General features: G+C 62.4%; 25 protein-coding genes. 1 reads left to right on the forward strand and 24 read right to left on the reverse strand.

The window, feature by feature from the left end; all coding sequences use genetic code 11:
* Window positions 1-210 precede the first annotated feature (210 nt).
* The 21 genes from recN to DWV48_RS04645 form a co-directional block, all read right to left on the reverse strand.
* Window positions 211-1,845, reverse strand: a complete 1,635-nt coding sequence (gene recN, locus DWV48_RS04545) for a DNA repair protein RecN (RefSeq protein WP_118653655.1) — start codon at window positions 1,843-1,845, stop codon at window positions 211-213.
* On the reverse strand, window positions 1,835-2,695 hold the full coding sequence (locus tag DWV48_RS04550) for an NAD(+)/NADH kinase (RefSeq protein ID WP_118653656.1): 861 nt from the start codon (window positions 2,693-2,695) through the stop codon (window positions 1,835-1,837). Before DWV48_RS04550 ends, recN begins: the two co-directional genes overlap by 11 nt.
* Window positions 2,692-3,507 (reverse strand): TlyA family RNA methyltransferase, encoded by an 816-nt coding sequence (locus DWV48_RS04555; protein ID WP_118653657.1) that lies wholly within the window; start codon window positions 3,505-3,507, stop codon window positions 2,692-2,694. The genes DWV48_RS04550 and DWV48_RS04555 overlap by 4 nt, the downstream gene beginning before the upstream one ends.
* A gap of 12 nt (window positions 3,508-3,519) precedes the next feature.
* Entirely contained in the window at window positions 3,520-3,831 is a 312-nt protein-coding gene (locus DWV48_RS04560) for an exodeoxyribonuclease VII small subunit (protein ID WP_118653658.1), read from the reverse strand.
* A 3-nt stretch (window positions 3,832-3,834) separates the two neighbouring features.
* Complete coding sequence (gene nusB, locus DWV48_RS04565) at window positions 3,835-4,485, reverse strand: transcription antitermination factor NusB (protein ID WP_118653659.1); 651 nt, start codon at window positions 4,483-4,485, stop codon at window positions 3,835-3,837.
* Between the two features lie 3 nt (window positions 4,486-4,488).
* Complete coding sequence (locus DWV48_RS04570; protein WP_118653660.1) at window positions 4,489-4,848, reverse strand: Asp23/Gls24 family envelope stress response protein; 360 nt, start codon at window positions 4,846-4,848, stop codon at window positions 4,489-4,491.
* Window positions 4,849-4,888: 40 nt separating this feature from the next.
* The gene (efp, locus tag DWV48_RS04575) at window positions 4,889-5,452 is read right to left on the reverse strand and encodes an elongation factor P (protein WP_118653661.1); all 564 of its coding nucleotides are present in this window, start codon (window positions 5,450-5,452) and stop codon (window positions 4,889-4,891) included.
* 53 nt (window positions 5,453-5,505) lie between these two features.
* Entirely contained in the window at window positions 5,506-6,636 is a 1,131-nt protein-coding gene (locus DWV48_RS04580; RefSeq protein WP_118653662.1) for a Xaa-Pro peptidase family protein, read from the reverse strand.
* An 88-nt stretch (window positions 6,637-6,724) separates the two neighbouring features.
* Window positions 6,725-7,816: a hypothetical protein gene (locus tag DWV48_RS04585; protein WP_118653663.1), complete on the reverse strand. Its 1,092-nt coding sequence runs from the start codon at window positions 7,814-7,816 to the stop codon at window positions 6,725-6,727.
* Entirely contained in the window at window positions 7,813-8,346 is a 534-nt protein-coding gene (locus DWV48_RS04590; RefSeq protein ID WP_118653664.1) for a shikimate kinase, read from the reverse strand. The genes DWV48_RS04585 and DWV48_RS04590 overlap by 4 nt, the downstream gene beginning before the upstream one ends.
* A gap of 6 nt (window positions 8,347-8,352) precedes the next feature.
* Window positions 8,353-8,850 carry a YqeG family HAD IIIA-type phosphatase gene (locus tag DWV48_RS04595; RefSeq protein WP_118653665.1) on the reverse strand — a complete coding sequence of 166 codons (498 nt, stop codon included), beginning with the start codon at window positions 8,848-8,850 and terminating at the stop codon, window positions 8,353-8,355.
* A 3-nt stretch (window positions 8,851-8,853) separates the two neighbouring features.
* On the reverse strand, window positions 8,854-10,119 hold the full coding sequence (mltG, locus tag DWV48_RS04600; RefSeq protein ID WP_233546148.1) for an endolytic transglycosylase MltG: 1,266 nt from the start codon (window positions 10,117-10,119) through the stop codon (window positions 8,854-8,856).
* Window positions 10,112-10,540 (reverse strand): Holliday junction resolvase RuvX, encoded by a 429-nt coding sequence (gene ruvX, locus DWV48_RS04605; RefSeq protein ID WP_118653667.1) that lies wholly within the window; start codon window positions 10,538-10,540, stop codon window positions 10,112-10,114. Before ruvX ends, mltG begins: the two co-directional genes overlap by 8 nt.
* A 15-nt stretch (window positions 10,541-10,555) precedes the next feature.
* Window positions 10,556-13,210 (reverse strand): alanine--tRNA ligase, encoded by a 2,655-nt coding sequence (alaS, locus tag DWV48_RS04610; RefSeq protein WP_118653668.1) that lies wholly within the window; start codon window positions 13,208-13,210, stop codon window positions 10,556-10,558.
* A 66-nt stretch (window positions 13,211-13,276) separates the two neighbouring features.
* Complete coding sequence (locus DWV48_RS04615) at window positions 13,277-14,644, reverse strand: AI-2E family transporter (RefSeq protein WP_118653669.1); 1,368 nt, start codon at window positions 14,642-14,644, stop codon at window positions 13,277-13,279.
* A gap of 21 nt (window positions 14,645-14,665) precedes the next feature.
* On the reverse strand, window positions 14,666-15,451 hold the full coding sequence (locus tag DWV48_RS04620) for an RNA polymerase sigma factor SigF (RefSeq protein ID WP_118653670.1): 786 nt from the start codon (window positions 15,449-15,451) through the stop codon (window positions 14,666-14,668).
* Window positions 15,441-15,827 (reverse strand): ATP-binding protein, encoded by a 387-nt coding sequence (locus DWV48_RS04625; protein WP_118653671.1) that lies wholly within the window; start codon window positions 15,825-15,827, stop codon window positions 15,441-15,443. The genes DWV48_RS04620 and DWV48_RS04625 overlap by 11 nt, the downstream gene beginning before the upstream one ends.
* Window positions 15,820-16,386 (reverse strand): hypothetical protein, encoded by a 567-nt coding sequence (locus DWV48_RS04630; RefSeq protein ID WP_118653672.1) that lies wholly within the window; start codon window positions 16,384-16,386, stop codon window positions 15,820-15,822. Before DWV48_RS04630 ends, DWV48_RS04625 begins: the two co-directional genes overlap by 8 nt.
* 243 nt (window positions 16,387-16,629) lie before the next feature.
* Complete coding sequence (locus DWV48_RS04635; RefSeq protein WP_118653673.1) at window positions 16,630-17,955, reverse strand: replication-associated recombination protein A; 1,326 nt, start codon at window positions 17,953-17,955, stop codon at window positions 16,630-16,632.
* A gap of 73 nt (window positions 17,956-18,028) precedes the next feature.
* The gene (locus tag DWV48_RS04640) at window positions 18,029-19,282 is read right to left on the reverse strand and encodes a deoxyguanosinetriphosphate triphosphohydrolase family protein (protein ID WP_118653749.1); all 1,254 of its coding nucleotides are present in this window, start codon (window positions 19,280-19,282) and stop codon (window positions 18,029-18,031) included.
* Window positions 19,283-19,413: 131 nt separating this feature from the next.
* Complete coding sequence (locus DWV48_RS04645) at window positions 19,414-19,896, reverse strand: prepilin peptidase (protein ID WP_118653674.1); 483 nt, start codon at window positions 19,894-19,896, stop codon at window positions 19,414-19,416.
* An 82-nt stretch (window positions 19,897-19,978) separates the two neighbouring features.
* On the opposite strand from DWV48_RS04645, the gene DWV48_RS04650 reads away from it, so the two are divergent.
* Window positions 19,979-20,374 carry a hypothetical protein gene (locus tag DWV48_RS04650; RefSeq protein WP_118653675.1) on the forward strand — a complete coding sequence of 132 codons (396 nt, stop codon included), beginning with the start codon at window positions 19,979-19,981 and terminating at the stop codon, window positions 20,372-20,374.
* A gap of 3 nt (window positions 20,375-20,377) precedes the next feature.
* Here the strand turns inward: DWV48_RS04650 and DWV48_RS04655 are convergent, their stop codons facing one another.
* From DWV48_RS04655 to lspA, 3 genes are all read right to left on the reverse strand, one after another.
* Window positions 20,378-21,652 carry a glycosyltransferase family 2 protein gene (locus DWV48_RS04655; protein ID WP_118653676.1) on the reverse strand — a complete coding sequence of 425 codons (1,275 nt, stop codon included), beginning with the start codon at window positions 21,650-21,652 and terminating at the stop codon, window positions 20,378-20,380.
* An 83-nt stretch (window positions 21,653-21,735) separates the two neighbouring features.
* Complete coding sequence (locus DWV48_RS04660) at window positions 21,736-22,752, reverse strand: RluA family pseudouridine synthase (protein ID WP_118653677.1); 1,017 nt, start codon at window positions 22,750-22,752, stop codon at window positions 21,736-21,738.
* Window positions 22,752-23,387, reverse strand: coding sequence for a signal peptidase II (gene lspA / locus DWV48_RS04665; protein WP_118653678.1), 636 nt, complete (start codon window positions 23,385-23,387; stop codon window positions 22,752-22,754). The genes DWV48_RS04660 and lspA overlap by 1 nt, the downstream gene beginning before the upstream one ends.
* Window positions 23,388-23,591 lie beyond the last annotated feature (204 nt).

A 23,591-nucleotide genomic window follows, 5' to 3' on the forward strand; every position in this document is an offset into this window, starting at 1 on the left:
CGCACCCGACCCAGCCCCAAGGCTCGACGGCCGCGCATTCAGAACGAGATTCCGCCTGAAAGTCGCCCGTAAACGTAAGCTCAACGTAGCCCAGCGAGAACATATAAGGTTCGACGTAGATTCCGCACGAGCGGAAGGCGCCTGTGGGGCCTCGTCGCGAGCAGGACTTGACCGAGCGCCGAATCTTATATGCTCTCGATGGGCGAGCGTCTACAGTTGTCCTGCCTCAGCGAGCATTTGCTTGGCGTGGGCGAGAGATTCCTCGGTGGCGTCGCCCGAAAGGAGGCGGGCGACTTCGGCGATCCGCTCGGGACCCTCAACGCGCAGCAGACGCGTCTCGGGGACGTCCTCGGAATCATCGCGACGGACCACGTAGTGGACGGAGCCCTGCACCGCGACTTGCGCGAGGTGCGTAACCACGATCACCTGGTGCGTGCGGGCAAGGTCGGCGAGCACCTGGGCGAGCGAACGCGCCGTGGCACCGCCAACGCCGGCGTCGACCTCGTCGAATACGAGCGTATCGACGGCGTCGGCTTCACCAAGCACCACTTTTGCGGCGAGCATCACGCGCGAGAGCTCGCCGCCACTCGCGATACGGCGCAGGGGACGCGGCGTAAGGCCGGCGCCACTGCGGTACAGCAGCTCGCAAGCGCAGGGCCCCTGGGCGGTCCAGCGTTCGCGCGGGAGCTCGCGGCTCTCCCACACCAACTCGGCACGCCCCATCTCCAGTCGTGCCATCTGCTTGCCCACCTCGCGGCAAAACCGCGGAGCCGCGGCATTACGGCGCTTGGTAAGCGCGCGGGCCGCCTCATCGAGAACGGCCTCGGCAGCCTCAAGCGCCTCGCGGGCACGACGGACGCGGGCCTCGGCGTCATCGACGAGGCTCAGCAGCTCGGCAGCCTCGGCACGACGCGCGAACACGTCCTCCATGCGCGGACCCCATTGGCGCAGCAGTCCCTTGAAGGCCGAGAAACGCTCCTGTGCCGCCGCGAGCTCGGCGGGGTCGTAATCCACGGAGTCACGATAGCGCCGTAGGTCGGAGGCGGCGTCCTCGATGATAATCGCGGCACTCGTGAGCTCCTCGGTAAAATCGGCGAGCTTGGCATCGACTGAACCCATACGCGAAAGGCCGGCAATGGCGGAGTTGAGGGCATCAAGTGTTCCCCCTTCGCCCGAGAGGGCCTCAGAGGCGTCGTTGGCGCAGCTCGCAAGCGCCTCGGCATGCTCCGCTCGGGGCAGACGCTCCTCAAGCTCCTCGTACTCACCGGGCTTGGGGTCGACTTCGTCAATACGCTCAAGGGCAAAACGGGCTTCCTCAAGTCGACTTCCCTGCGTGCGGCTTGCCTCTTCCACACGGGCAAGCTCACGAGCCGCCTCGGCGGCGCGCGCAAGCGCTTCGCGATACGCCTTGAGCGCGTCGGCAACGCCGGTGCCCGCCCATGCGTCTACCATACCCACATGGGAGGCGGGATCGAGCAGGCGTTGATGCTCGTGCTGGCCGCAAAGGTCAATCAGAGGGCTCACGCGCTCGGAAAGCTCACGCACGCTGGCCAAGCCGCCGTCGATGCGCGCGCGAGAGCGACCGTCGGCACCCAGGCGGCGCGTCACCACGAAGCCCTCCTCGTCATGTGGGCCCGCAAACAGACGGCCCTCCACCAGCGCGCCTTCGCTCCCCTCTCGAACCGCGGAGGAGTCGGCACGCTCCCCCATGAGCAACTTGAGTGCGGAGAGCAACGCGGTTTTTCCCGCTCCGGTCTCACCCGTGAGCACGGTGAGGCCCGCGCCCGGTACGAGGTCCGCCTCGCGGATCAAGGCCACATTATCGACATGGATCTCATCGATCATGACGCACTCCGTAGAACACACGGCTCACCGAGCGGTAAAAGCTCTGCGGACCATAATCGAGCAGCAGAACATCGGCGTCACCCCGACGAACCTCCACACGGTCGACCTCGCCCTCGCAGGTGAGGAACTGGCCGTCGACGGCGATGGCGGGCACCGAGGGGCGGTCCTTGGACATCTTGAGTTCGATCACATCGGAGGGCGAGGTGAGGAAGGCGCGCGCCTGAATAGTGTGCGCCGCGATAGGCACGCAGACCATGCCCGCGTAATCGGGGCTGACGATGGGGCCTCCTGCGGAAAGCGCATAGCCCGTCGAGCCGGTGGCCGTGGACACCACCACGCCGTCGCCACGTAGACGGTCGATATGATGGCCCGAGACCGTGATATCGAATTCAACCATATCGGACAGCGGGCCACGCGTAAGGGCCAAGTCGTTCAGGGCGAAGCTCGTGTAGGAGCGCTCCTCGCCGAACTCATCAACGCTCACGATATCGCAGGCGAGCGTTGCGCGACGACTCACGTGCAGCTCACCTGCAAGGGCATCACCCACTACGGTGAGGACGTTGCGATCCTCGGGCCTGGCCGCCGTAAGAAAGCCCAAATGGCCATAGGAAAGGCCGAGAATGGGGATCTCGCGGTATCCCACGATGCGTGCGGCGCGCAGCAGCGTACCGTCACCGCCGAGTGAGATCACCAGCCCACAGTCTTCAAGGTCGGGCGTCAACTCGATGCCGGAGCGCTGGTCGGGGGCCCACTCGACCTCGAAGCCCTGACGCGTGAGCCAGAGCTCCAAGGCAAGACCGCTCTCAACGGCCTCCTGCTTGTAGTAATTGGGGACGAGAAAGACCATCATAGCGAGGCCGCCTTACTCACGAGCAACGCGATGCGCTCATCGAGGGCGCGTGCGTTGGAACACAGACCTTGGACGTCGCGGGCGCCCCGAGCGCCCAGCAGGAAGAACTCACGATTGCCCTTCGCCCCCTTGATGGGCGAGGCGCACACGTCGAGCGGGGCGAGGCCGCTTTGGGCGAGCAGGCGCACCGTTTGCTCCAACACGCGCGCGTGCACCGTGGGGTCGCGCACGATACCGCCTTCCCCCACCTCGTCTGGCGCCGCCTCGAACTGCGGCTTGACGAGCGTGAGGAAGGCGCCGTCGGCCGAGATAAGCTCGAGCACCGCAGGTAAGATGGTGCGAATGCTGGTGAAGGAGACATCGCACACGGCTAGGTCGAAGGCCCCCGCATGACCGAGCGCGGGTACATCGACGATGTTCGTGCGCTCGAGCAGGGTCACGCGGGCGTCGTTGCGCAAGGACCAGTCGAACTGGGCACGGCCCACATCGACGGAGACCACGTGCGCAGCGCCGCGCTTAAGCAGGCAGTCGGTAAAACCACCCGTCGAACATCCCACATCGAGGCAGGACAGGCCCGAGGGGTCGACCTCGAACGCGTCGAGGGCACCGGCCAGCTTGAGGCCCCCGCGGCCCACATAGGGAATGCGCCCCTTGACATGCAAGGGCGTGCCGGGCTTGACCATCATCCCGGGAGAGCTCAGGCGCTCGCCACCCGAAGAGACGAGACCCGCCATCAACGTGCGCAGGGCATCTGCGCGGTTCTCGCAGATGCCCTGGGAAATCAATTCATCATCTAGACGAACACGTGCCACGATGTGCCCTTCTTACGCGTCCTCGGCGCTCGAATCCGCGCCGGAGGGCCCATCCGAAGACGCGGTTGCTTCGGGTGTACGCGCGTCCTTGACCGCCGAATCTGCCGAGTCCTCGGAGCCGTCACGCGACTCCCGCTCATCGAGCATGTCGACCTCGCGAGGCGACAGCTCGAACGAGTCGACCATATCCACGGCGCGCGAGCCAAGCTCGATCGCCTCATCGAACAAATCGAGGCTGCGCTCGAGCGAGGTGTCCTTGGAACGAACTTGAGCGATGATCTGGTCCAGACGCTCCGTGATGTCGTCGAAAGTGCCCTCGGCCATGTCCTACTCCCCGTCGGAGGAATCGAACGGGTCGAGGAACATATCGTCGAGGTCCTCGGTCTCAAAGCCATACTCGGCTGCCTCGAAGCGCGCGCGGGCCTCCTCGGCGGCGCGGGCGGCTTCGCGTTCCGCCTCGAGCCGCTTGGGATCGATCTCGAACCACAGGGCGGAAATGCAGGCAGCCTCGCAGTCATCTGCCGTGACGGTGCACGCAACGTGCTGGAGGCTCGGCAGATGGCGCTCACGGACGATGCGGCCGAGCACGCCGTTCACAAAGCCGGCGGAGTCGTCGGTGCCGTACGCCTTGGCGACCTCGACGGCCTCATTGATGACGACGGCGGCATCGAGGGTATCGGCCACCTGGAAGTACAGCTCGTACACGGCGGCGCGCAGCAAGTTGCGGTCGGCACCGGGCATGCGCTCGAGGCTCCAATTGGCGGAGACGGCGCGCAGCGCGGAATCGATGCGCTCGCGATTGGCGTCCACGCCGCGCGCGATCTCTACCGCGTAATCTGCCAGCGGGCCCTTGGAAAGCGTGAAATCGCCGGCAAGAACGTCGGCCACGGACTCGCCGCGGACCTCCGCCTGGAACAAGATCTGAAGGGCCTGGCTACGGGCGAGCGTACGCCCGCGGTTGACCTTAAGGGATGCCACGCGCTACTCCTTGGGGAAAACGAGGCTGTCGATGCAGATGTTCACGCTCTCGACCTCGACGCCCACCTGGGCATCGATGGCGTTGACCACGGCCTCGCGCACGACCTCGGCGAGCTTCTTGAACGGATAGCCGAAGAAGACCGTGAGGTGCACGGTGAGACGGAGCTTGTCGTCAATGACCTCGGCCTCGACGTCCTCACCCACCTGCGTGGACTTGGCGGAGAACATGGAAACGAGATTGGTGGCGAGGTCCTTGACGCCCACAGACGCGACGCCTTCGACCTGCTCGACGGAACGGGAGACGATGGCGGCCAGGACCTCAGGCGCGATGCCGATTCCTGCGATGGTGATCTCTTGCGACATGGTCACTCCTTACGTGAATGCGTGATGCGCGAGGATGCGATTAGAGGCGCTGGACGAACTCGCCGGTGCGGGTATCGACCTTGATGCGCTCGCCCTCGTTGAGGTACATGGGGACCTGAACGACCGCGCCGGTGTCGATGGTGGCGGGCTTGGTGGCACCTTGGACGGTGTTGCCCTTGGCACCCGGGACGGTCTCGACGACCTCGGCCTCGATGAACATGGGCGGATTCACGCCGAGCAGCTCGGTATCGGCGTAGAGGAGCTGGGCGTTGTCGTTCTCGCGCAGCCACTTGGCGTTGTCGCCGATGAAGTCGGCGGGCACCGGGATCTGCTCATAGGAGCTCATGTCCATGAAGTAGTAGTTGTCGCCGTCGTTGTAGAGGTACTGCATCTCGTTGGTGATGAGCTGCACGCTCTCGAACTTGGAACCGGCGTTGCAGGTGTTCTCGACCACGCGGCCGGTCTTGAGGTCCTTGGTCTTGTAGCGGACGAAGGCACCGCCCTTGCCGGGCTTGACGTGCTGGAACTCGACGATGGTGTAGTACTTGTCCTTGATCTTGAGACCCATGCCGTTGCGGAAGTCGGCGGTGGTAATGGAAGCCATGGCTTGCCTTTCTGTAGAGGAGTCGAACCTGAAAAGTATACTCTCAAATGCGCTTAACAGTCGATGACGACCAGCTCGTGCGTAGAGGTCGTGAAGGGCTCGTAGCCGTCCTTCGTCACGACGCCGTAGTCCTCCAGGCGCACGCCGCCCACGCCGGGCAGGTAGATGCCGGGCTCCACGGTGATGACGGCGCCCTCCTCCACGATGTTGCTCTTGCGGCCGAAGACCGGAAGCTCGTGGATGTCGATGCCCACGCCATGACCGAGGCCGTGGCCGTAGTACTCACCGTAACCGGCATCGCCGATGATCTTCTGAGAGAGCAGGTGGATATCGTGACCGTCCACGCCGGCGCGGATCGCGGCGACGCACTCCTCGTGCGTACGGCGAACGATGTCGTAGATCTCACGTTGCTTCTCGGAGGGCTCGCCCACGCAGACCGTACGGGTCATGTCCGACTTGTAATCGCGGTACCCCGCGCCGTAGTCCATAAGGACGAAGTCACCCTTCTCCACCACGCGGTCACCGGGGATGGCGTGCGGGTTGGCGGTATTGGGGCCGCTCGCGACGATGGAGCCAAAGGCCAGGCCATCGGCACCGTTGTCGAACATGAAGGTTTCAAGCTCGGTGCGGAGCTGCTTTTCCGTGTAGCCGGGACGGATGAACTCGCACATATGGACGAAGGCGGCGTCGGTGATGGACTGCGCATGGCGCATGAGCTCGATCTCCTCGGCGTCCTTGATGGCGCGCATGAGCTGGAGATCTCCGTGCATGAGCGGCAGGCTCGCGCAGATGGAGCAATCCTCTAGCCCGCGCTCGATGCCGCGGTAGAAGTTGATCTGCATGTCGTCCTCGACAGCGACGGTACGGCTCTTGGTATCGCGGGCGCGCTCGGCGACCCAACGCGGAATGTCGATGACCTCCATGTCGAGCTTCCACTCGACACCCTCGGGAAGGTTCTCCTCGAAGGTGTTGAAGTACCGGGAGTCGGTGTGCAGGTAGCAGGCATCAGCGGTGATAAAGGCGGCGTGCGGGTATTCGCCGGTGTAATCGAAGACCCGCATGGCCCCAGTGAGCCAGCGAAGGTTTGCCTCGTCGCGCACGACCACGGCGTCGTAGCCGCGCTCTGCCATGAGGGCACGCAGGCGGGCGATGCGGCCGGCGGGACCGTTAAGTTTCTGGGACATAGGATGATCCTTTCTCGAGAACAGGCTGGCTGGGATGTGTGCAATGGGAAGACAGATGCGTCCTGCGCCATTATCGCACTCCAAGAGGCTAGGGATGGCGCGAGGCGAGGAACGCACGGGCGTGGCGCTCGAAGACCTCGTCGTCTACCGATGCCAGGCGAATGATGCCCGGATGCTTGGGCAGGGCAAACTGGAAACGGTTCGAGCGACGGAAGCGCTCGGCGCGCACGGCATCGATGAACGCCTCGGGCTCGATTGAGAACTCGAGCTCCTCGATGCCCAGGTCTTCCAGGCGATCGTCGAGGGCAAACATCTCATCAACGGGAAACTCGCACACGTCGACGGCAAGACGCGCCTCGAAGCGCATGCCCTCGGCGTAAAGACGGTACCCGGGGATGGAGGAGTCATTCAAACACACGGCTAGTGCGCGAGCCGTGGTATCGCCGTACATGAACGCGCGGCGTGCGGAGGGGCTCGCCGACTTGACAGTATTCATGCGCGAGGTATGCGCACTGGTGAACGCCTCCATGAGCGAGACTTCACTACCGGCGACCATGCCCTCGACCGTGGACTCGAACGACTCCCAGCACTTGCGGCTCTCGGCGAGGCTCGCCGCGCACATGAGCGCGTAGCCCAGGCCATTGCGCTGCGAGTCGAACGCGCGCACAAGGTCGAGATCGCATATGACGAGACCGACCTCAGGCGCAAGCGACACGCCCGCATCATGTGCCCCAACGGAAAGGGGCACCATCTGGGTGGGTGCCATGATCATGGCATCGAGCGTCGTGGGGACAAGAGCGCACGCGCACCCTCCGCACCACGAACGGGCGATGTACGCGGAGATGGAGCAGACGGGGGCGGAGCCAACGCCCACGACGAGGTCCTCGGCAGTGAGGCCGAAAGACGCGAGGCGCACGAACAACCCGCCGACAGTTGCGAACGAGCTCGCGGCCTCTCCATCGAGCGCCACCTCATCCACGCGATATCCGGCATCGATAAGCGAACGGCGCACGTTAAGGACAAGGTCCTCGGGCAGGTCGGCATCGGCAACCATGAAGGCGCGACAGGGACGCCCCACGGCGCCGGCGAGCATTTTGGAGAGCTCGGAAAACGCACCGCAGCCAAAGCGCAAATCGGTGCTGCGGGTGCCAAAGTTGAGAAGCTTGCGACGAATCGTCATATCAGACCACGCTCCAAGAGCAGTTCGGCAACGGTATAGGACACATCGGTGAACGAGGTGCCGCGAATATCCACGGTAAGGTCGGCGGCTTGTCGGTACAACGGGCGGCGATGTTCGAGCAGACGCGCGGCGTGCTCGGCGCTGCGGAAATCGGGTCGGGTGTCGGAGCGGCGGATTTGACGCAGGGAGTCGTCTAAGTCACCGTCGAGATACACGCAGTAGCCCATCTCGTGCATGAGCTCGATGTTGCGAGGGGTCTCCACGACACCACCCCCACATGAGACGAGCAGGCTGCGCTCCGAACGCAGCCCCTCGAGCACGGCGGTCTCGAGCTCGCGAAAGCGGTCCTCGCCAAGTTCCTCGAACACGCGGGCGACGGTGCTGCCGCAACGCCGCTCGACCAAGCGGTCGGTGTCGACGAAACGGCGATGGAACATCCGTCCCAGGTTTCGGGCGAGCGTCGACTTGCCGGCCCCAAGGAATCCGACGAAGAAGACGTGATCGCATCCGTGCTTGACCGCCTGCGCCATGGCGACCTACTCCTCGCAGGCCACGTGACGCAGGGCGCGGCGCTCGAAGATGCGGAAAATCTGCGTGTACCACAGGTCGACGGTTGTCTGTGGCTTGACCAGAATAGTGTCGATACCGGCGAAGTTTCCGCCCCACACATCGGTGTAGAGCTGGTCGCCGATCATGACGGCCTCCTCCGGCTTCGCGCCCAAACGGCGCATACCCGCCGTGATCGCATAGGGCAGCGGCTTGCACGCGAAGGAGATGTAATCCATCTTGAGCTCGCGCGCCGAGCGCGAGACATGACTCTTGTGCCAGTTGTTGGACACCATGATGAGCTCGAAGCCGAGCTCGCGCGCATGGTCGAGCCACGCCGCCACGCTGGCGGGCGCGTCCTTGCGGTCACGCGGGACGAGCGTATTATCGCGATCGAGTAGAATGGCGCGTTTGCCGGACGCCCAAAGGGCGTCGAGGTCGATGCGCTCAACGCTCGAAACATAGCGTGCAGGGGAAAACCAGCTCATTGCCTACTCCCAAGACTGCATGTGCTCATCGTAGGTCTCGGAGAAATACTCCTCGTCCTGCGTGATGTAAAAGTAGAGGTCATTTGAATCGGTCGGGTTCAAGGTAGCCTGAATCGCCTCGACCGACGGCGCGCAGATGGGCGTGGGGGGAAGTCCCGCGTTCTTATAAGAGTTATACGGGCTGTCGATGCTCTGGATGTCATCGGCCGTGACGGCGCCGCCCGTCACATACATGAGCGTGGCGTCACTTTGCAGGTACGGGCGACCCGCAAAATCACCCTTCCCGCTCATGCGGTTGAGGAAGACGGAGGCAACATGCGCGCGCTGGCTGGCGTTCAATCCCTCACGCTCAACAACGGAAGCGAGGACGAGCAATTCATAATCGCTGAGGTCGAGCCCATAGCGCTCGTTGATAGCGATGCGGGCGGCCGTGAAGTCGAGCGCGTCGACCACATCCGTCTGATACTGGTCGAGCATGGCGCGAATAATTTGATCGGCCGTGGGAGTGCCCGAGAAGGTATACGTCTTTGGATAAAGGAAGCCCTCAAGGGAATCGTCGGCTGCCTCAGACAAGAAGGGATAATCCGAAACGTAAGCGCTCGCCTTTGCCTGGGCAAGGAAGTCATCGGCAGAGATGCCATAGGTCTCCTCAACGAGCTGCGCCGTCTGCCCGACAGTCCTGCCCTCGGGCACCGTGAGCTTGGCGCCACTGGCATTCGGGCCCTCGACGAGCTGCTCGACCACTTCGACGGGATCCTGCAGCGTCTCGAACTGGTAATCGCCGGGCTTGAGCGACATCTCGGCATTCAGCTTCTTGACGGCGGCATAGTACTCCGAGGGATCCTCGATAATGTGGTTCTCGGAAAGGATGGAGGCTATGGTATCGCCAGAGGCACCATCGGGAATGGTGATAGTGACCTGCTGGCCCGCCTCAACGGTTTGATCGGATCCGCTAAACAGACGAGGGAAGATAAAGATGGCAGCACCTGCGACGACGGCGATGGCGATGAGGACGCCGACGATCACCGGAATCGGAGAGCCCTTCTTATGCGAATCTCCACTACGGCTGTATACAGGCTGAACACCAGTGCGGGAGGGCTGGGCGGAAACGGGACGCGAGGTGTTCTGCGAGAAACGAGTGCCCGCTGGACGCGGCGCGGCGGTACGACTCGAGGCAGACGAAGCGGGGGCAGACCCATTGGTGCGGAATCGCTTGCCCGCCGGACGGGACGTGTCGCCGGGGCGATGGGAACCGGAGTAATCAGCCACGGTCTTCCTTTCGTCTCTGAGAGTCGAGCCACGCCTGCAGGAACAGCGAAGCCGAGATCATATCTACCTTACCGCGCATCTGTTTTTCGCTCAAACCCTGCTCACGCAAAACGCGCTTGGCCTCGCTCGAGGAAAGGCGCTCGTCGATGAACTCGAGGGGAAGGTCGCAGGCACGCGCTACGCGTTCGGCGATCGCACGGATATGCTCTGCCTGCGGGCCTTCCTCCCCCGCCATCGTCTGGGGCAGTCCGCAGACGAGGACATCGGGCTCATGGTCCTCAATGATCATGCGAAAGGTGAGCGCCATATTCTCAACCTCGGAAGCAGGGAGGACCTTGAGCGGCATAGCGACGCGCCCGGTGCGGTCAGAGACCGCGATACCGGTGCGTGTGCCGCCAATATCGAGCGCGAGTGCAACCACCTCTGGACGCCTCGGTTACGCGTTCAGCGCATCGCTCGCGGCCTCGAGAGCAGCAGCGATGCCCGCGGCATTCTTGCCGCCAGCCTGCGCCATGGTGGGCTTACCGCCACCACGGCCATCGACGAGCGGCACGATCTGCTTGATGACGTTACCCGCGTGGAAACCAGCGGCGGCGGCGTCATCGGTCGCGGCGGCCAGTAGCGCGGGCGTACCCTTCTCGGTCACCGTGGCGAGCACGCAGGCGACCGGGCCGGCGATCTTGCCGCGCACGGTGTCCCACACATTGCGCAGGTCCGCCGCCTCGAGCCCCGTGAGCTCGGCGGTCACGAGCTTGTACGAACCCATGTCGGCGGCATTTTCGATCGCCGCGGAAATGGCATCGGAGCCACCGCCGGTGAGCGCGCGCTTGAGCTTCTGGTTGACCTCGCGCAGCTCGGACTGGAGCACAGCGATGCGCGTGGGAACCTCCTCAACACGGCACTTGAGGCCAGCGGCGGCCGACTCGGCCAGCGCAGCGCGCTCCTCGAGATACGTGATGGCGCCGGTGCTGGTCACAGCCTCGATACGACGGACATTGGAACCGGTGGAGGACTCGGAGACGATCTTGAACAATCCGAGCTCCGCCGTGTTGGCAACGTGGGTGCCGCCGCACAGCTCGCGGGAGAAGGGCTCATCCTCGACGCCCACGGACACGACGCGAACCACGTCGCCGTACTTCTCACCAAAAAGCGCCACGGCGCCGGAGGCCTTGGCCTCCTCAATGCCCATGACGGTGGTCACCACGGGCTTGGCGGCAAAGATCTGCTCGTTGACCAGGTCTTCCACCGCGCGGACCTGCTCAGTGGTCATGGCCTCGAAGTGCGTGAAGTCAAAGCGCAGGCCCTCGGGAGACACCAGCGAACCGGCCTGGTTGACGTGGTCGCCCAGGACCTCCTTCAAGGCGGCGTCGAGCAGGTGGGTGGCGGTGTGGTTGCGACGGAGCAGACCGCGGCGGGCGAGGTTGTAACCGACAAAGACGGTGTCACCCTGCGAAAGGGCGCCGATGAGCTTGCCCTCATGGACGTACAGACCGCCCTTGGCGATAGTGTTATTGACGAAGAACTGGGCGTCGACGGTGTCGATAAGGCCGTGGTCACCCATCTGGCCGCCCATCTCGGCGTACAGAGGGGTGCGATCGAGCACGACGGCAGCCTCCGCGACGTTCTCGGCGCGCTCGACACGCTCGCCGTTCACGACGATAGCGAGGACCTTCGCGCCCTCGATGCTCTCGTTGTCGTAGCCCACGAACTCGGTGGCGGGCAACTGGTCTGCAAGCTCGGTCCACACGTCGTTGAAGGAACCCCAGGCGTCACCCTTGGCGGCGGCGCGGGCGCGGGCCTTCTGCTCGGCCATCTCGGCATTAAAGCCCTCGATATCGACCGCATGGCCGGCGCCCTCGGCGATCTCGACGGTGAGGTCGATCGGGAACCCGAACGTGTCGTGCAGCATAAATGCGGCGGAGCCGGGAAGCTGCTCGCCATCCGCGAGTGCCGCGAGCTGCTCATCGAGATAAGCGCGGCCGTTGTTGAGGGTGGTGGAGAAACGCTCCTCCTCCGCCTCGACGATACCCTTGACCAGGCCAACGTTCTCGAGCAGGCTCGGATAGGCGTCGCCCATCACATCATTCACCGCGTCGATGAAACGGCCCAGGAACGCGTCCTCAATGCCCAACAATCGCCCGTGGAACACGGCGCGACGCAGCAGGCGGCGCAGCACGTAGCCACGGCCCTCGTTGCCGGGAAGCACGCCATCGGAGATGAGGAAGTTCACCGAACGGGCGTGGTCGGCAATGATGCGTAAGGAACGGGAGGCGCCGGTGTAGTCGTCGTCGACGTAGGTCTTGCCGGAGATCTCCTCGCCCAACTTGATGAGGCTCTGCATGACGTCGCCGTCGAAGAAGGAGCTCTTGTGCTGCATGATGGCGGCCATGCGCTCGAGGCCCATGCCGGTATCGAGATTGCGGTGGGGCAGCTCGGGCATGGAGCCGTCCTCCTGGCGATCGAACTGGGTGAACACGAGGTTCCAGAACTCGAGGAAGCGATCGCAGTCGCAGCCGGGCGCGCAGTCCGGGCATCCACAGCCCACCTCCTCGCCAAGGTCGAAGTAAATCTCGGAGCACGGACCGCACGGACCGGTGGGGCCGGCCGCCCAAAAGTTGTCGTCCTCCCCCAGACGGGTGATGTGGTCGGCAGGCACGCCGAGTGAGCGCCATACGGACTCGGTCTCATCGTCCTCGGTGAAGACCGTGAAGTACAGACGGTCCTTGGGCAGCTTGAAGACCTCAGTGATGAGCTCGTATGCCCACGTGCATGCCTGCTCCTTGGTCACGCCGCCAAAGGCGAAGTTGCCGAGCATCTCGAAGAAGGAGGCGTGGCGCCCGTCGGCACCGATGATGTCGATGTCATTCGTGCGCACGCACTTCTGGCACGAGCACGCACCGATCTCCTTCATGACCTTTTTGCCCTGGTAGAACTCCTTGAACTGGTTCATACCGGCGTTGGCGAGCAGCAGGGACGGGTCATCGGGAACGAGTGAGGAGCTCGGATAAAGCTTGCAGCCCTTGCTCTCGAAAAAGTTGAGGTAGGCCGAGCGGATCTCGGCGGTCTTCATGGTGGGATAGTCGGCGGCCATGCGTAAACTCCCTGGGTTAAATGAGGTCCCGATCACCGGGACAGTTTCCAACCCGTCTAGTATACGTTAACGGCCGTCATCAGTTGTGTCGGTTTCCTCGGGTTTCTTGGCACCCACATCGTGCTCGTGCGAGGTGAAAGGGTTCTCGAAGTCGATGAGCTTTGCCCACGGGTTCTCGAGCTCGGGCTTGGGCATGGCCTCCGCCTCGGGAACCGAGCTCTCGTCGATGATCTGCGAGTCGGCTACGAAACTGTCGTCTCCCAGCGCGTCAAAAGCAGGAACCGGGTTGCCCTGTGCATCACGGAAGGGGGCTCCACGGAAGAGCGCACCCTCGTAGGAAACGATCTGCTCGCCGGTGCGCGTCTCGAAATAGAAGATGAAGAGCGATTTGATGACCGCAACGAGCGGCAACGCGACGATCATTCCCGCGGCTCCACCGAAAGTCGATCCAACAACGAGCGCCGTGAGCGACAAAACCGGATGCACCTGCATCGTGGACTGGTTGATCTTGGGCGCGATCACGTTGTCCGTGATGTTTTGGGAGAGCATAGCCATGACCATCGTCCACAGCGCCATGATGGGGCTGTACACAAGTGCGATCAGAGACGCCAACGCCGCGGATATGGAGGGGCCGACCACGGGAATGATGTTTAACACGCCCGAAAGAACACCCATGGCGCCCGCGTACGGATGGCCCACGATCGCAAATCCCACGAAGGCGAGGAAGCCCTGGATGACGGAGTTAATGACCGTCGAGCGCAGGTAGCCCCCCACCGAACGACTGACCACCGCAACCATGAGGCGATAGTCGTCGGCTTTGCCCTCGGGCAGCACGCGACAGATTTCCTCGTTGATGCGGGGGTAATCGCACGCAAGCCAGAACGCGAGAACGAAGCCGAGGAACACGATGAAGACCGTCGAGGCGATGTTGTTCACCATGGGAACGATGCCATCGCGCACAGCCGCGAGCAGGCCCGAAAGCGCCTGGTTGACGATGTCCTGCGCGGCGGTGAAGATCGAATCGAGCTGAACGATGTCATTCAAATGCTCGACCACGGCGTACTTGCTCTCCATGCGCACCACCCACGCACCGAGGGCGGAGAATTTGGAAGGAGCATCGCGCAGGAGGTCGATGAGCTGCCCGGTAACCATGGGGATCACGAGCGCAAAGAGTAGAATCAAGCCGACCATGACAACGATGAGGCCTATCAGGGCACCCGCACCACGGGGGACACGGTGGCGCTCGAGCCAATTGACGATGGGCGAGGCGACGAATGCCGAGAGGCAACCGACGGAGAGGAAGAGCAGCACACTCGAAAGCGAGCCGATCAGGTTCAGCGCGACGGAGGCGATGATGATGACGCCGATGACGATCCAGATGTTGAAAAACGTGATGCGGGCCACACGCTCTGCGTGCGAAGTATCGTGCTTCATAGTTCCTCTCACCAACCGGACCTAGCCGGCCATGGACCCGTCGGGGTCGATTTTGTCTTGGATCTTCTTGAGCGTACGCCTGAGCAGACGGCTCACCTGCACTTGGGAGATGCCGAGCTTCTCGGCAATTTCAATCTGCGTCATCCCCTGCAGGAAGCGCATCTCAATGACCTCGCGCTCACGCGGCGAGAAGCTCGCAAGTGCCTCCTCGATGATGATGCGATCATCGGTGAAGGCGAGGTCTTCATCCTCCGTGGCATATCGGTCGATGACCGAGGGGGTGTCGTCATCCTCCATGCCCGAAGGCGCCTCAAGCGAAACAGAGCTATACGCGGAAGAAGATTCCATGGCCTCGAGCACCTCGTCGACGGAGGCGTCCAGATACTCCGCAATCTCGGCGATAGTCGGCGAACGCTGAAGCTTGGAGGTAAGGGTATCGGTGGCCTGGTTGACCTTTGCCGAGAGCTCTTGCAGGCGCCTAGGCACACGGACGCTCCAACCCTTGTCACGGAAATGCCGCTTAATCTCGCCCATGATGGTGGGCGTGGCGAACGTGGTGAACTCGAGGCCGCGACTCGGATCGAAGCGGTCGATAGCCTTGAGCAAGCCCAGATACCCGACCTGCACGAGGTCATCGAGAGGCTCTCCGCGATTCTTGAACTTATTGGCGATGAAGCGCACGAGATTCAGATGGGACATCACGAGTTTCTCGCGAGCATCCATATCGCCCTCTTCTTTGAAGCGGCGGAAGAGCTCGCGCGTCTTCTCCTTGTCCCAGGCGCTTTTACCCGAGGTTTTAGATGGCATCGACGTCCGCCTTCACGTCGAGCACCAAGCGAGCGGGCGCCTCGTGCTTTTCGTAGACATCGCAGACCGAGCCCAAGATGAGATCGGCGTACACGGCGGTCGGGTCCTCCTCAGAGGGCACTGCGAACGCCGTTGCGGACAACTGGAACGTCATGGCGACATGACGCTCATCGACATCGAAGTCGATGACTAGGTCCTCACCCGGCGTCGTTCCGCAAGCGTAGATGAATGCCTCCTCCGCAGCCATGCGCATGTCTTCGACGCGCTCGACCGACATGGCGGAAAGCGTCGCCACGTTCGCGGCGGTCATGCGCACGATGCGCGCGAGATGCGGCTCGCAAGCAACGGTAAGGGCGACACGCGTGGGATTACTCATGGTCGGACTCCTCGGCGGGGGTGTAGGTGAAGTACTGACGGGGCTCATCTGCCTCAATGGGCTCTGTCTCCCCCGAGGCATGGTCGAACGAGCCGGGCGTCTCTGCTGCCGGGGCAGCCGCTGTGTCGCCGAAGGTGCGGGGTGCGGGCATGGACTCAGTCTTACGCGGCTTGGCAAACAGCTTGTGAACCTTCTCACTCGCGGCGTCAGCAAAACCGGTCACGGCACTCGACGCGCTGCTGGCGGCACCGCTTACCGCGGAGACGTCACGAAGTACACCGTTGACCTCGATAAGGTCTGCCGAGAGTGCCTCAGTCGCGACCGTGGCCTGCTTGAGCAGGGGTTCGATCTGGGACACAGCCGGCTGCAGTTCGTCGACCACACCATCGAGCTTGGCGACCACAGGACGCGCCTCCTCGATGGTGCTGTTGATCTGCTCGACGGTCTTATCGAGCGAATCGACCACGCCGCGTGTACGACGCAGCATGAGGGCCAACTCGACGACGGCCCAAGCGCCGGCGAGCGCCAAAACGATAAGGACGATCTGGATGGGATCCATGAATGCCTCCGTAGTTGTCTCGTCACAGATAGATTGATGATACCCGTTCGCGTCCAATTCAACCATCTCGCTTCTCCCGTGCGCGGGCGGCGATCATTTTGCTCGGTCAAGTCCTGCGCAAGACGAAGCGTCCACTGGACGCTTCTTTGCGTGCGGAATCTACAAAATGATCGCCGCCCGCGCACGGGGGAAGCGAGATGACAGGCATGGCGCACACTTTGAAAGAGTTGTGAACCACAGCGGTTATCTAGGGCGGGTCTCGGCGCGCCATTGTTCCCAACCTCGGCCGCTGGGGTGCCAGAAGGCGCCGGGCTCGAGACCCTCAGGGAGATACCGCTGCGGTACCCAGCCCTCTGGGTAGTCGTGTGGATACTTGTACTCTCCATATTCGTCTGAACCCGGGCGATGGCGGTCGCGCAAGTGGTTGGGGACTTCGCGCTGACCACTCGAGCGCACGTCTTCGAGGGCGGCGTCTATGGCGGCTTCGGCGGCGTTGCTCTTGGGAGCCAGTGCGTTGTAGATGGCTGCCTGCGCCAGATTGATGCGGCATTCGGGATAACCGATCACCTCAGCGGACTTGAATGCGGCCTCGGCGACCAGCAAGGCTGTAGGGTCGGCGTTCCCGATATCCTCGCTTGCCTGGATCATGATGCGACGCGCGATGAACTTGGGGTCCTCCCCCGCGTCGATCATGCGGGCGAGCCAGTACACCGCGGCATCGGGATCACTGCCCCGCATCGATTTGATAAACGCGGAGATGATGTCGTAGTGCATGTCGCCAGACTTATCATAGGAGAGCCCGCGCCTGGGGTTCGCCTGCTTGACGTCCTCGAGTGTGATCTCGATGGGAGCTCCCTCGGCGCGAACGTCCTCCGCCGGGTCTGCCGGACGCGTAAGCGCAATCTCGCTTGCGAGCTCAAGCGTGGTGAGCGAGCTGCGCCCGTCGCCCGCGGCAAGCGTGCAGATCGCCTTGATGACCTCATCACTCGCCGTGTACCTGCCCGCCAAGCCCTCTGGGGCCCCAAGAGCACGGCGCACCAATTGCTCAACGTCCGCGTCGCTCAGGTGCGTCAGTTCGACCACACGACTGCGCGAGAGCAACGCGGAGTTGACCTCGAAATACGGATTCTCGGTGGTGGCGCCGATCATGACCACGGTGCGGTTCTCCACCGCATGGAGCAGAGCATCCTGCTGGGAGCGGGAGAACCGATGGATCTCATCGATAAACAGAATAGTACGGCGGTCGAACATCATGAGGCGGTGCTTGGCCTCCTCGATCTCGCGACGCAGGTCCTTGACCGTACCCGTCACCGCCGAAACCTCGACGAACTCACTCTTCGTGTGTGCGGCGATGATGTGGGCCAGGGTGGTTTTACCCGTACCGGCAGGTCCATAGAGGATCACGCTCGAAAACACGTCATGTTCGATGGCGCTGCGCAGCCACGAACCAGGCCCCACCGCCTTCTGTTGACCCACGTAATCGTCAAGCGTGTTGGGACGCATGCGCACCGCCAAGGGTGCGTTCTTGAGCTGTTTGCTCCGCTCGGAGCTGCTGAAAAGGGTATCCATGAATCCGTTCCGTCGATTCGCCATCGCATGTGATTCTAGCAAATGGAATGATAGATTCAAACACCTGTTCGTATTAGCGTTCGTTGATGTACGTGCGCTGGGGGAACTTGAGCTCCGGGAACAACGTGCACGCAAGCTCGGTAAAGTATCCATCTGTCATGCTCGCGATATAATCGACGACCGTCTGGTCAAGATCACGCTCCCACTCGTACGTGCGCCCGTAGTACGACAGAGCCTTGTCGATGCGCGCGATGTGGTGGCGGAAGATATAGCTCTGCTCGTCATGTGCCTTAAGGTCGCCTAGGAAATGCTCGTACATGAGGCTGAATGCGCGCGCCATCGTCGCCGCCTCCTGCTCCTCGATGCCAGCCGAGTGATAGATCTTTTCGTAATTCTCACGCTTCGCGCGGCGGATCTCGCAGAACAGCTCCTCGCTCATCTCGATGCGGTCCTTACCGTAACTGTGCTCGACGATGTCGATCGAGGCGCGCGTGAGAATCCAGGAATTGTATCGACCACCTAAACCGTCTTCAAACGCGTCTTCCGAGAGTAAACCCGCCTCGATGGCGTCCTGACGGTCGCGCCCCACATAGGCGATGATATCCGAGATGCGCACCACGCAAGCCTCGAGCGTCATGGGGCGCAGCGTCTTGACGTAGTCGAAGTCGTGGGTGTAGCACTCCCCCACCACGTGGTCGAACTGCTCGAACGATTCCATGCCCGAGAGCTCGAAGACGCGCTGCTCGTACTCGCCGTTATGGCACAGCACGCCATCGAGCGTCTGCAGCGACAGGTTGCGACCGTAGAGCTTGTCGAGCACCCGGACCGAATGGACGTTGTGGAAAAACGAGCGGCCGGTGCGGGCGGTGGTGATGTCGTTGAGGCGCGCCTCCCCCGCATGGCCAAAGGGCGTGTGCCCCAGATCGTGCCCCAAACCGATCGCCTCGATGAGGTCACAATTGAGACCGAGCGCGCGCCCGATGTCCCGCGCAATGCGCGCCACCAGCTGCACGTGGAGGCCACGGCGCGAGAGATCGTCGTTGCTGCGGAAGCTGAACACCTGCGTCTTGCCGTTGAGGCGGCTGTAGGCGGGCAGATGCATGATCTTCTCGGCATCACGCACGTACGACGGACGCCAGATGCTACCGGCGTCACCTGCGCGCGGCTCGCGGCGAATCGCCGCATCGTCGGCGGCGCGATAAGGATTGATCCATCCTGCAGCACGATCCTCCTCCATACGCTCGACCAGCTCGGCGCTCAATTGGTCGGGCATGGCGAGTAGGCGATGCGTGAGATCACTCGTTGACTCTGAGGCATCGACAGTCATACGGGGATTCACATCATTTGTCTTCTGTTGCTGTACGTTCGTCATGTTCCATCTCCTCCTGTCATCGTTGATCGAGACCAATCATCGCACGGCGTGCGGACATACATCGATTCGCATTCGCAGCCGGACGGCTAACCCATACGAACGGCAACGATCACCACCAACAACAAAGGAACTACGAAGGGCAGTAGCGGCAACGAGACGCGCCGTGCAAACAAGCCGGTCAAGGCAAGCAACACCAAGCCGCCTCCAAACGCCGCGAGGGCTTCGAGGGGCCTCCAAAGCGAAAGCGCGGCGAGGAACTTGACGTCCCCCATGCCAAGGCCCGCGCGTCCCTTGTGCCAACGGCGCCACCACAACTCGAATGCGACGATCACCGCACTCGTGAGGGCGGATACCAGCGCGCACCACATGAGTCGCAGCAGGCCTCCCGTAGCCAAGCTCAAGGCCGCGCACGCAAGTGCCAAGCCCACTCCGAGCACGGTGGGAAACCTCCGCTCACGCGCATCGACCACCGCAGCCGCAACCAACAGGACGCACACGAGCAGCGTCAACGCACCTGCAGCGAGGCCCCTAGACGAAGCCCCCTCCATCAAATTGCCCGCCTGTACCATGTATACCACCTCGACACTCGCCCGCCGCCACGCCAACGCGGGTATAATGGCGGCAATGAACTCGACCTTTCACGGGAGACCTATGGAAACGCCCACGTTCGACTACAGCACCAAACCCGAACCCCAAATGACCGGTCCACAGGCGGCGGACGCCGACGTCATAGAGTCCATTGACGGCCAGCGAGTGATCGAAAGCGCGAGCGCTTCGACCGCGCCTCAGACGAACTCGTCAAACTTCGCCTATGTCCTTGCCGCAGTGACGTTGGGGATCATCTCATTGCTGGCAATCGCGTTCGCACTCCTCATGTTCGGGGTGGTCGGAACGGCCATCAATTCGTCCTACGCATATGATGAGCTGCCGAGCGATGGCTATGTGAACGGTTGGAAACGCTTTGAGAACGAGCGTCGCGATGAGCTCGACCAGTTCGAAGAAGAACTCTGGAACGAGCTCATGTCCGAAAACGGCTACGACGCGTAAAACCTATTTGGCCCCGTCGAGCACCTCGTCGAGCGTCACGCTCACGTCATGCGGCGTGGGAACCCAGTCGACCTTAAGGAACAGCGCCGCCACGGTGAGCGGGACATACGTGAACATAAACAGCGGGAAGGTAAACAAGTTGGCGAAGATGCGCCAGCGCTGCGGACAATGGATGTGCTTCCACTCGGTGATAGTAGTGAAGAGCCCCATGACAAAGAACGTGCCGTACATATAAGCAAAAATCATGATTACCGAACCGATTGCCATCTCGATCTCGGAGTCGGTTGCCAAGAACCCGTGGCTCAGGCTACCGACCACGATGAAGGTGGTGTTGACCATGAGGCAGAGCAGAGTCAACAGCATGGCAGGACCGATGACCATGAGCATGTCGTAGGCGGCAAAGCGGCGAAACTTGGTGATGGACGTGAGCATGTGGCGGCCGTAGGTGAAAAGCACCTGATAGAAGCCTTTGGTCCAGCGCATGCGCTGTTTGATGGAGGCCTTGAGCGTGACGGGCTGCTCATCGAAGAATTCGGCCGGGGCATAGCCGATGCGAACACCGTGGATGGCGCAGAAGGTAGCGAACTGGATATCCTCAGTGAGTGTGTGGAAGTCCCAGCCGTGCATGCCCTGGATGATCTTGGCCGAAACGAGGTAGCCCGAGCCGGAGACGGCGCACGAGGTGCCGCAGATCATACGCGCGTTGTTGAGATAGCGCGCCTCGCGCATGAACCAGGTGGCGTAGGCCGCGCTGATCCAGGAGCTACCGAAATTCTTTGAGTTGCGATAGCTCGTGAGCGCCAAATACCCCTGGTCGAAGGCGTCGTTCATGACGGTGACGTAGTCACGTGCGAGCAGATTGTCGGCGTCGAAGATGAAAAACGCCTCGTGCTTGCCGGGATACTCTTTGAGGATGCGGTCGAACCCGTAGTCCATGACCCAGCTCTTTCCCTTGCGGGAGAGGTCGTTGCGCTCGTAGACGATGGCACCGGCATCACGCGCCGCTTGGGCGGTGTTGTCGGTGCACGCGTCCGCCACCACGAAGATGTCGATCAGTTCGGAAGGATAGTCCTGGTCTTTAATCGACTTGACGAGGTTGGCGATCACCGCTTCCTCGTTATGGGCGGCGATGAAGAACGCATAGCGATGCTGCTTCTTGGCGGCGGGGATCTTCACCTGGCCCCGCAGAAGTCCGATGAAGAAGAAAACGACCTGGTACAGAAAGCACCAGGTGAATAGGAAGCCAACGATGCTGTTGAAGGCGACGATAGGTGTCAAAACGCCTCCCGGGTCGCGATTGTTTCGTACGTCTCAGTGTACGACAGTCTGCGCCCGGGCACGCAATCTCCAATCGAGAGGGCTCAATCCTCGAGGAGGCCGAGGCGTGGAATGATCTGCTCCCCCGCCTCCGTGCGTCCGAGCGAGCGGTCGTGCAGCTCATCCAAAGCCGCCGCGAGGTCCCAAGGAAGCTCATCCTTGCAACTCACGACCTCACCGGTCACCGGATGCACGAACGAGACGCTCCATGAGTGCAGAAATTGACGGTCGAGGTAGAGGTTCATGCGCTCATTGCCCTTACCGTACAGCGGGTCGCCCACGAGCGGATGGTGGATGTGGCGCATGTGCACGCGAATCTGGTGCGTACGCCCCGTGTAGAGGTGACATTCGACGAGCGTATAGCCCTCGTCGCCCCGCGCGGGCTCAAAGCGCTCAAGCACCTTAAACGTCGTAATGGCCTGACGTGCAAAAGGATCATCGGAGACGGCCATCTTCACGCGATCGCGTGTGGAGCGCGCAATACCCGTGTTGATGGTCCCCTCGTCCATGACGATCTCGCCGTGGACGAGCGTGATATAGCGACGGTCGAGCGTACGCGTGCGGATGAGGTTCTGCAGGGCGCGCTGCGTGTCATCGTCCTTGGCGGCGAGCATGAGGCCCGAGGTGTCGCGGTCGAGGCGGTGCACGATGCCTGGTCGGTCCTCCCCCTGCACCGTGCCCAGGTGATCAAGGCCGCAATGGTACGCAAGGGCGTTCGCCAGCGTGCCATCCTCGTGGCCGTGCGCCGGATGGCACACCAAACCGCGCTGCTTGGAGAGGACGATGAGATAGTCGTCCTCGTAGCGAATGTCGAGGGGAATGGCCTGTGGAATGATGGCTCCCGGTTCGCGGACCTCGGGAAGCTCGATGGAGATGCGGTCACCCTCGGCAACTTGCTGCTTTTTGGAGAGGCACGTTTCGCCGTTGATGGCCACGGCACCCGCCTCAACGAGCTTCGCGCAGGCAGAGCGTGAGGGGCACGCATCCTGCGCGCCCAGATACGCATCGAGGCGCTCGCCCGCAGCTTCGACGGGAACGAGCAGGTGAAGGTCGGCGGGCATTAGCGTCCCTCCCCTTCCGGCTTGTCGCACTCCTGGCGCTCACGCACCGCGCGGGCGCGCTCGCCGCGGCGTTTGGCGCGACGGGCGGCGGCACGGGCGTCACGTGCGTCGAGCTCGGCACCCGCATCGACTTGGGCGGCGGGAGACAGGAACATGAAGCCCACGAACGCGAGGAAGACGCCAACGCAAATGCCGATATCTGCAACGTTGAACACGGGGAAATCGATGAAGTCGCTGGCGATGAAGTCGACCACGTAGCCGAGAACCAGGCGATCGAGGGCATTGCCAATCGCGCCCCCCGCAACAAGGCCGAGCCCGAAGGTCTCCACCTTCGACACCTTCCTCACGTGACCAAGGTACAAGGCGATGGAAACGATGACGACTGCGGCAAAGAAGGCGAACAGCATGCCCATGCCCTCGCCCATGCTGAACGCGGCACCGATGTTCGCGACGAAACGAAAGCTCAAGATCCCTGGGATGACGGATACGCTCTCCCCCGTCAGCATGAGCGTGTTCTTAACGAACACCTTGGAGATGTAATCGAGCGCGAACACCGTGACGGCGGCGACGAGCGCCACGCACGCGCGCCATCCAAGCGACGGCTCAAAGGTTTTTGTATCCGGCTTCTCGGCCAAAGGAATCCCCAAACTCCGAAGTGAACATCCTTGATGTAGAAGGTCATGCCGCGTGCCAAAGGGGCACGTCCCCAATGGCACGCGATCCTTGATGTGGGCATGCACATCAGCGAGCGACGGCCAGGTGCGCCAGATTGCCCTGAAAGAGGAGGGCGCACGCCTAGCGTGCGGCGCCCGACGATTGAAGGGCAAGGTGGCGTGCCT

Source organism: Collinsella sp. AF08-23 (assembly GCF_003479805.1).
Classification (GTDB): Bacteria; Actinomycetota; Coriobacteriia; order Coriobacteriales; family Coriobacteriaceae; genus Collinsella.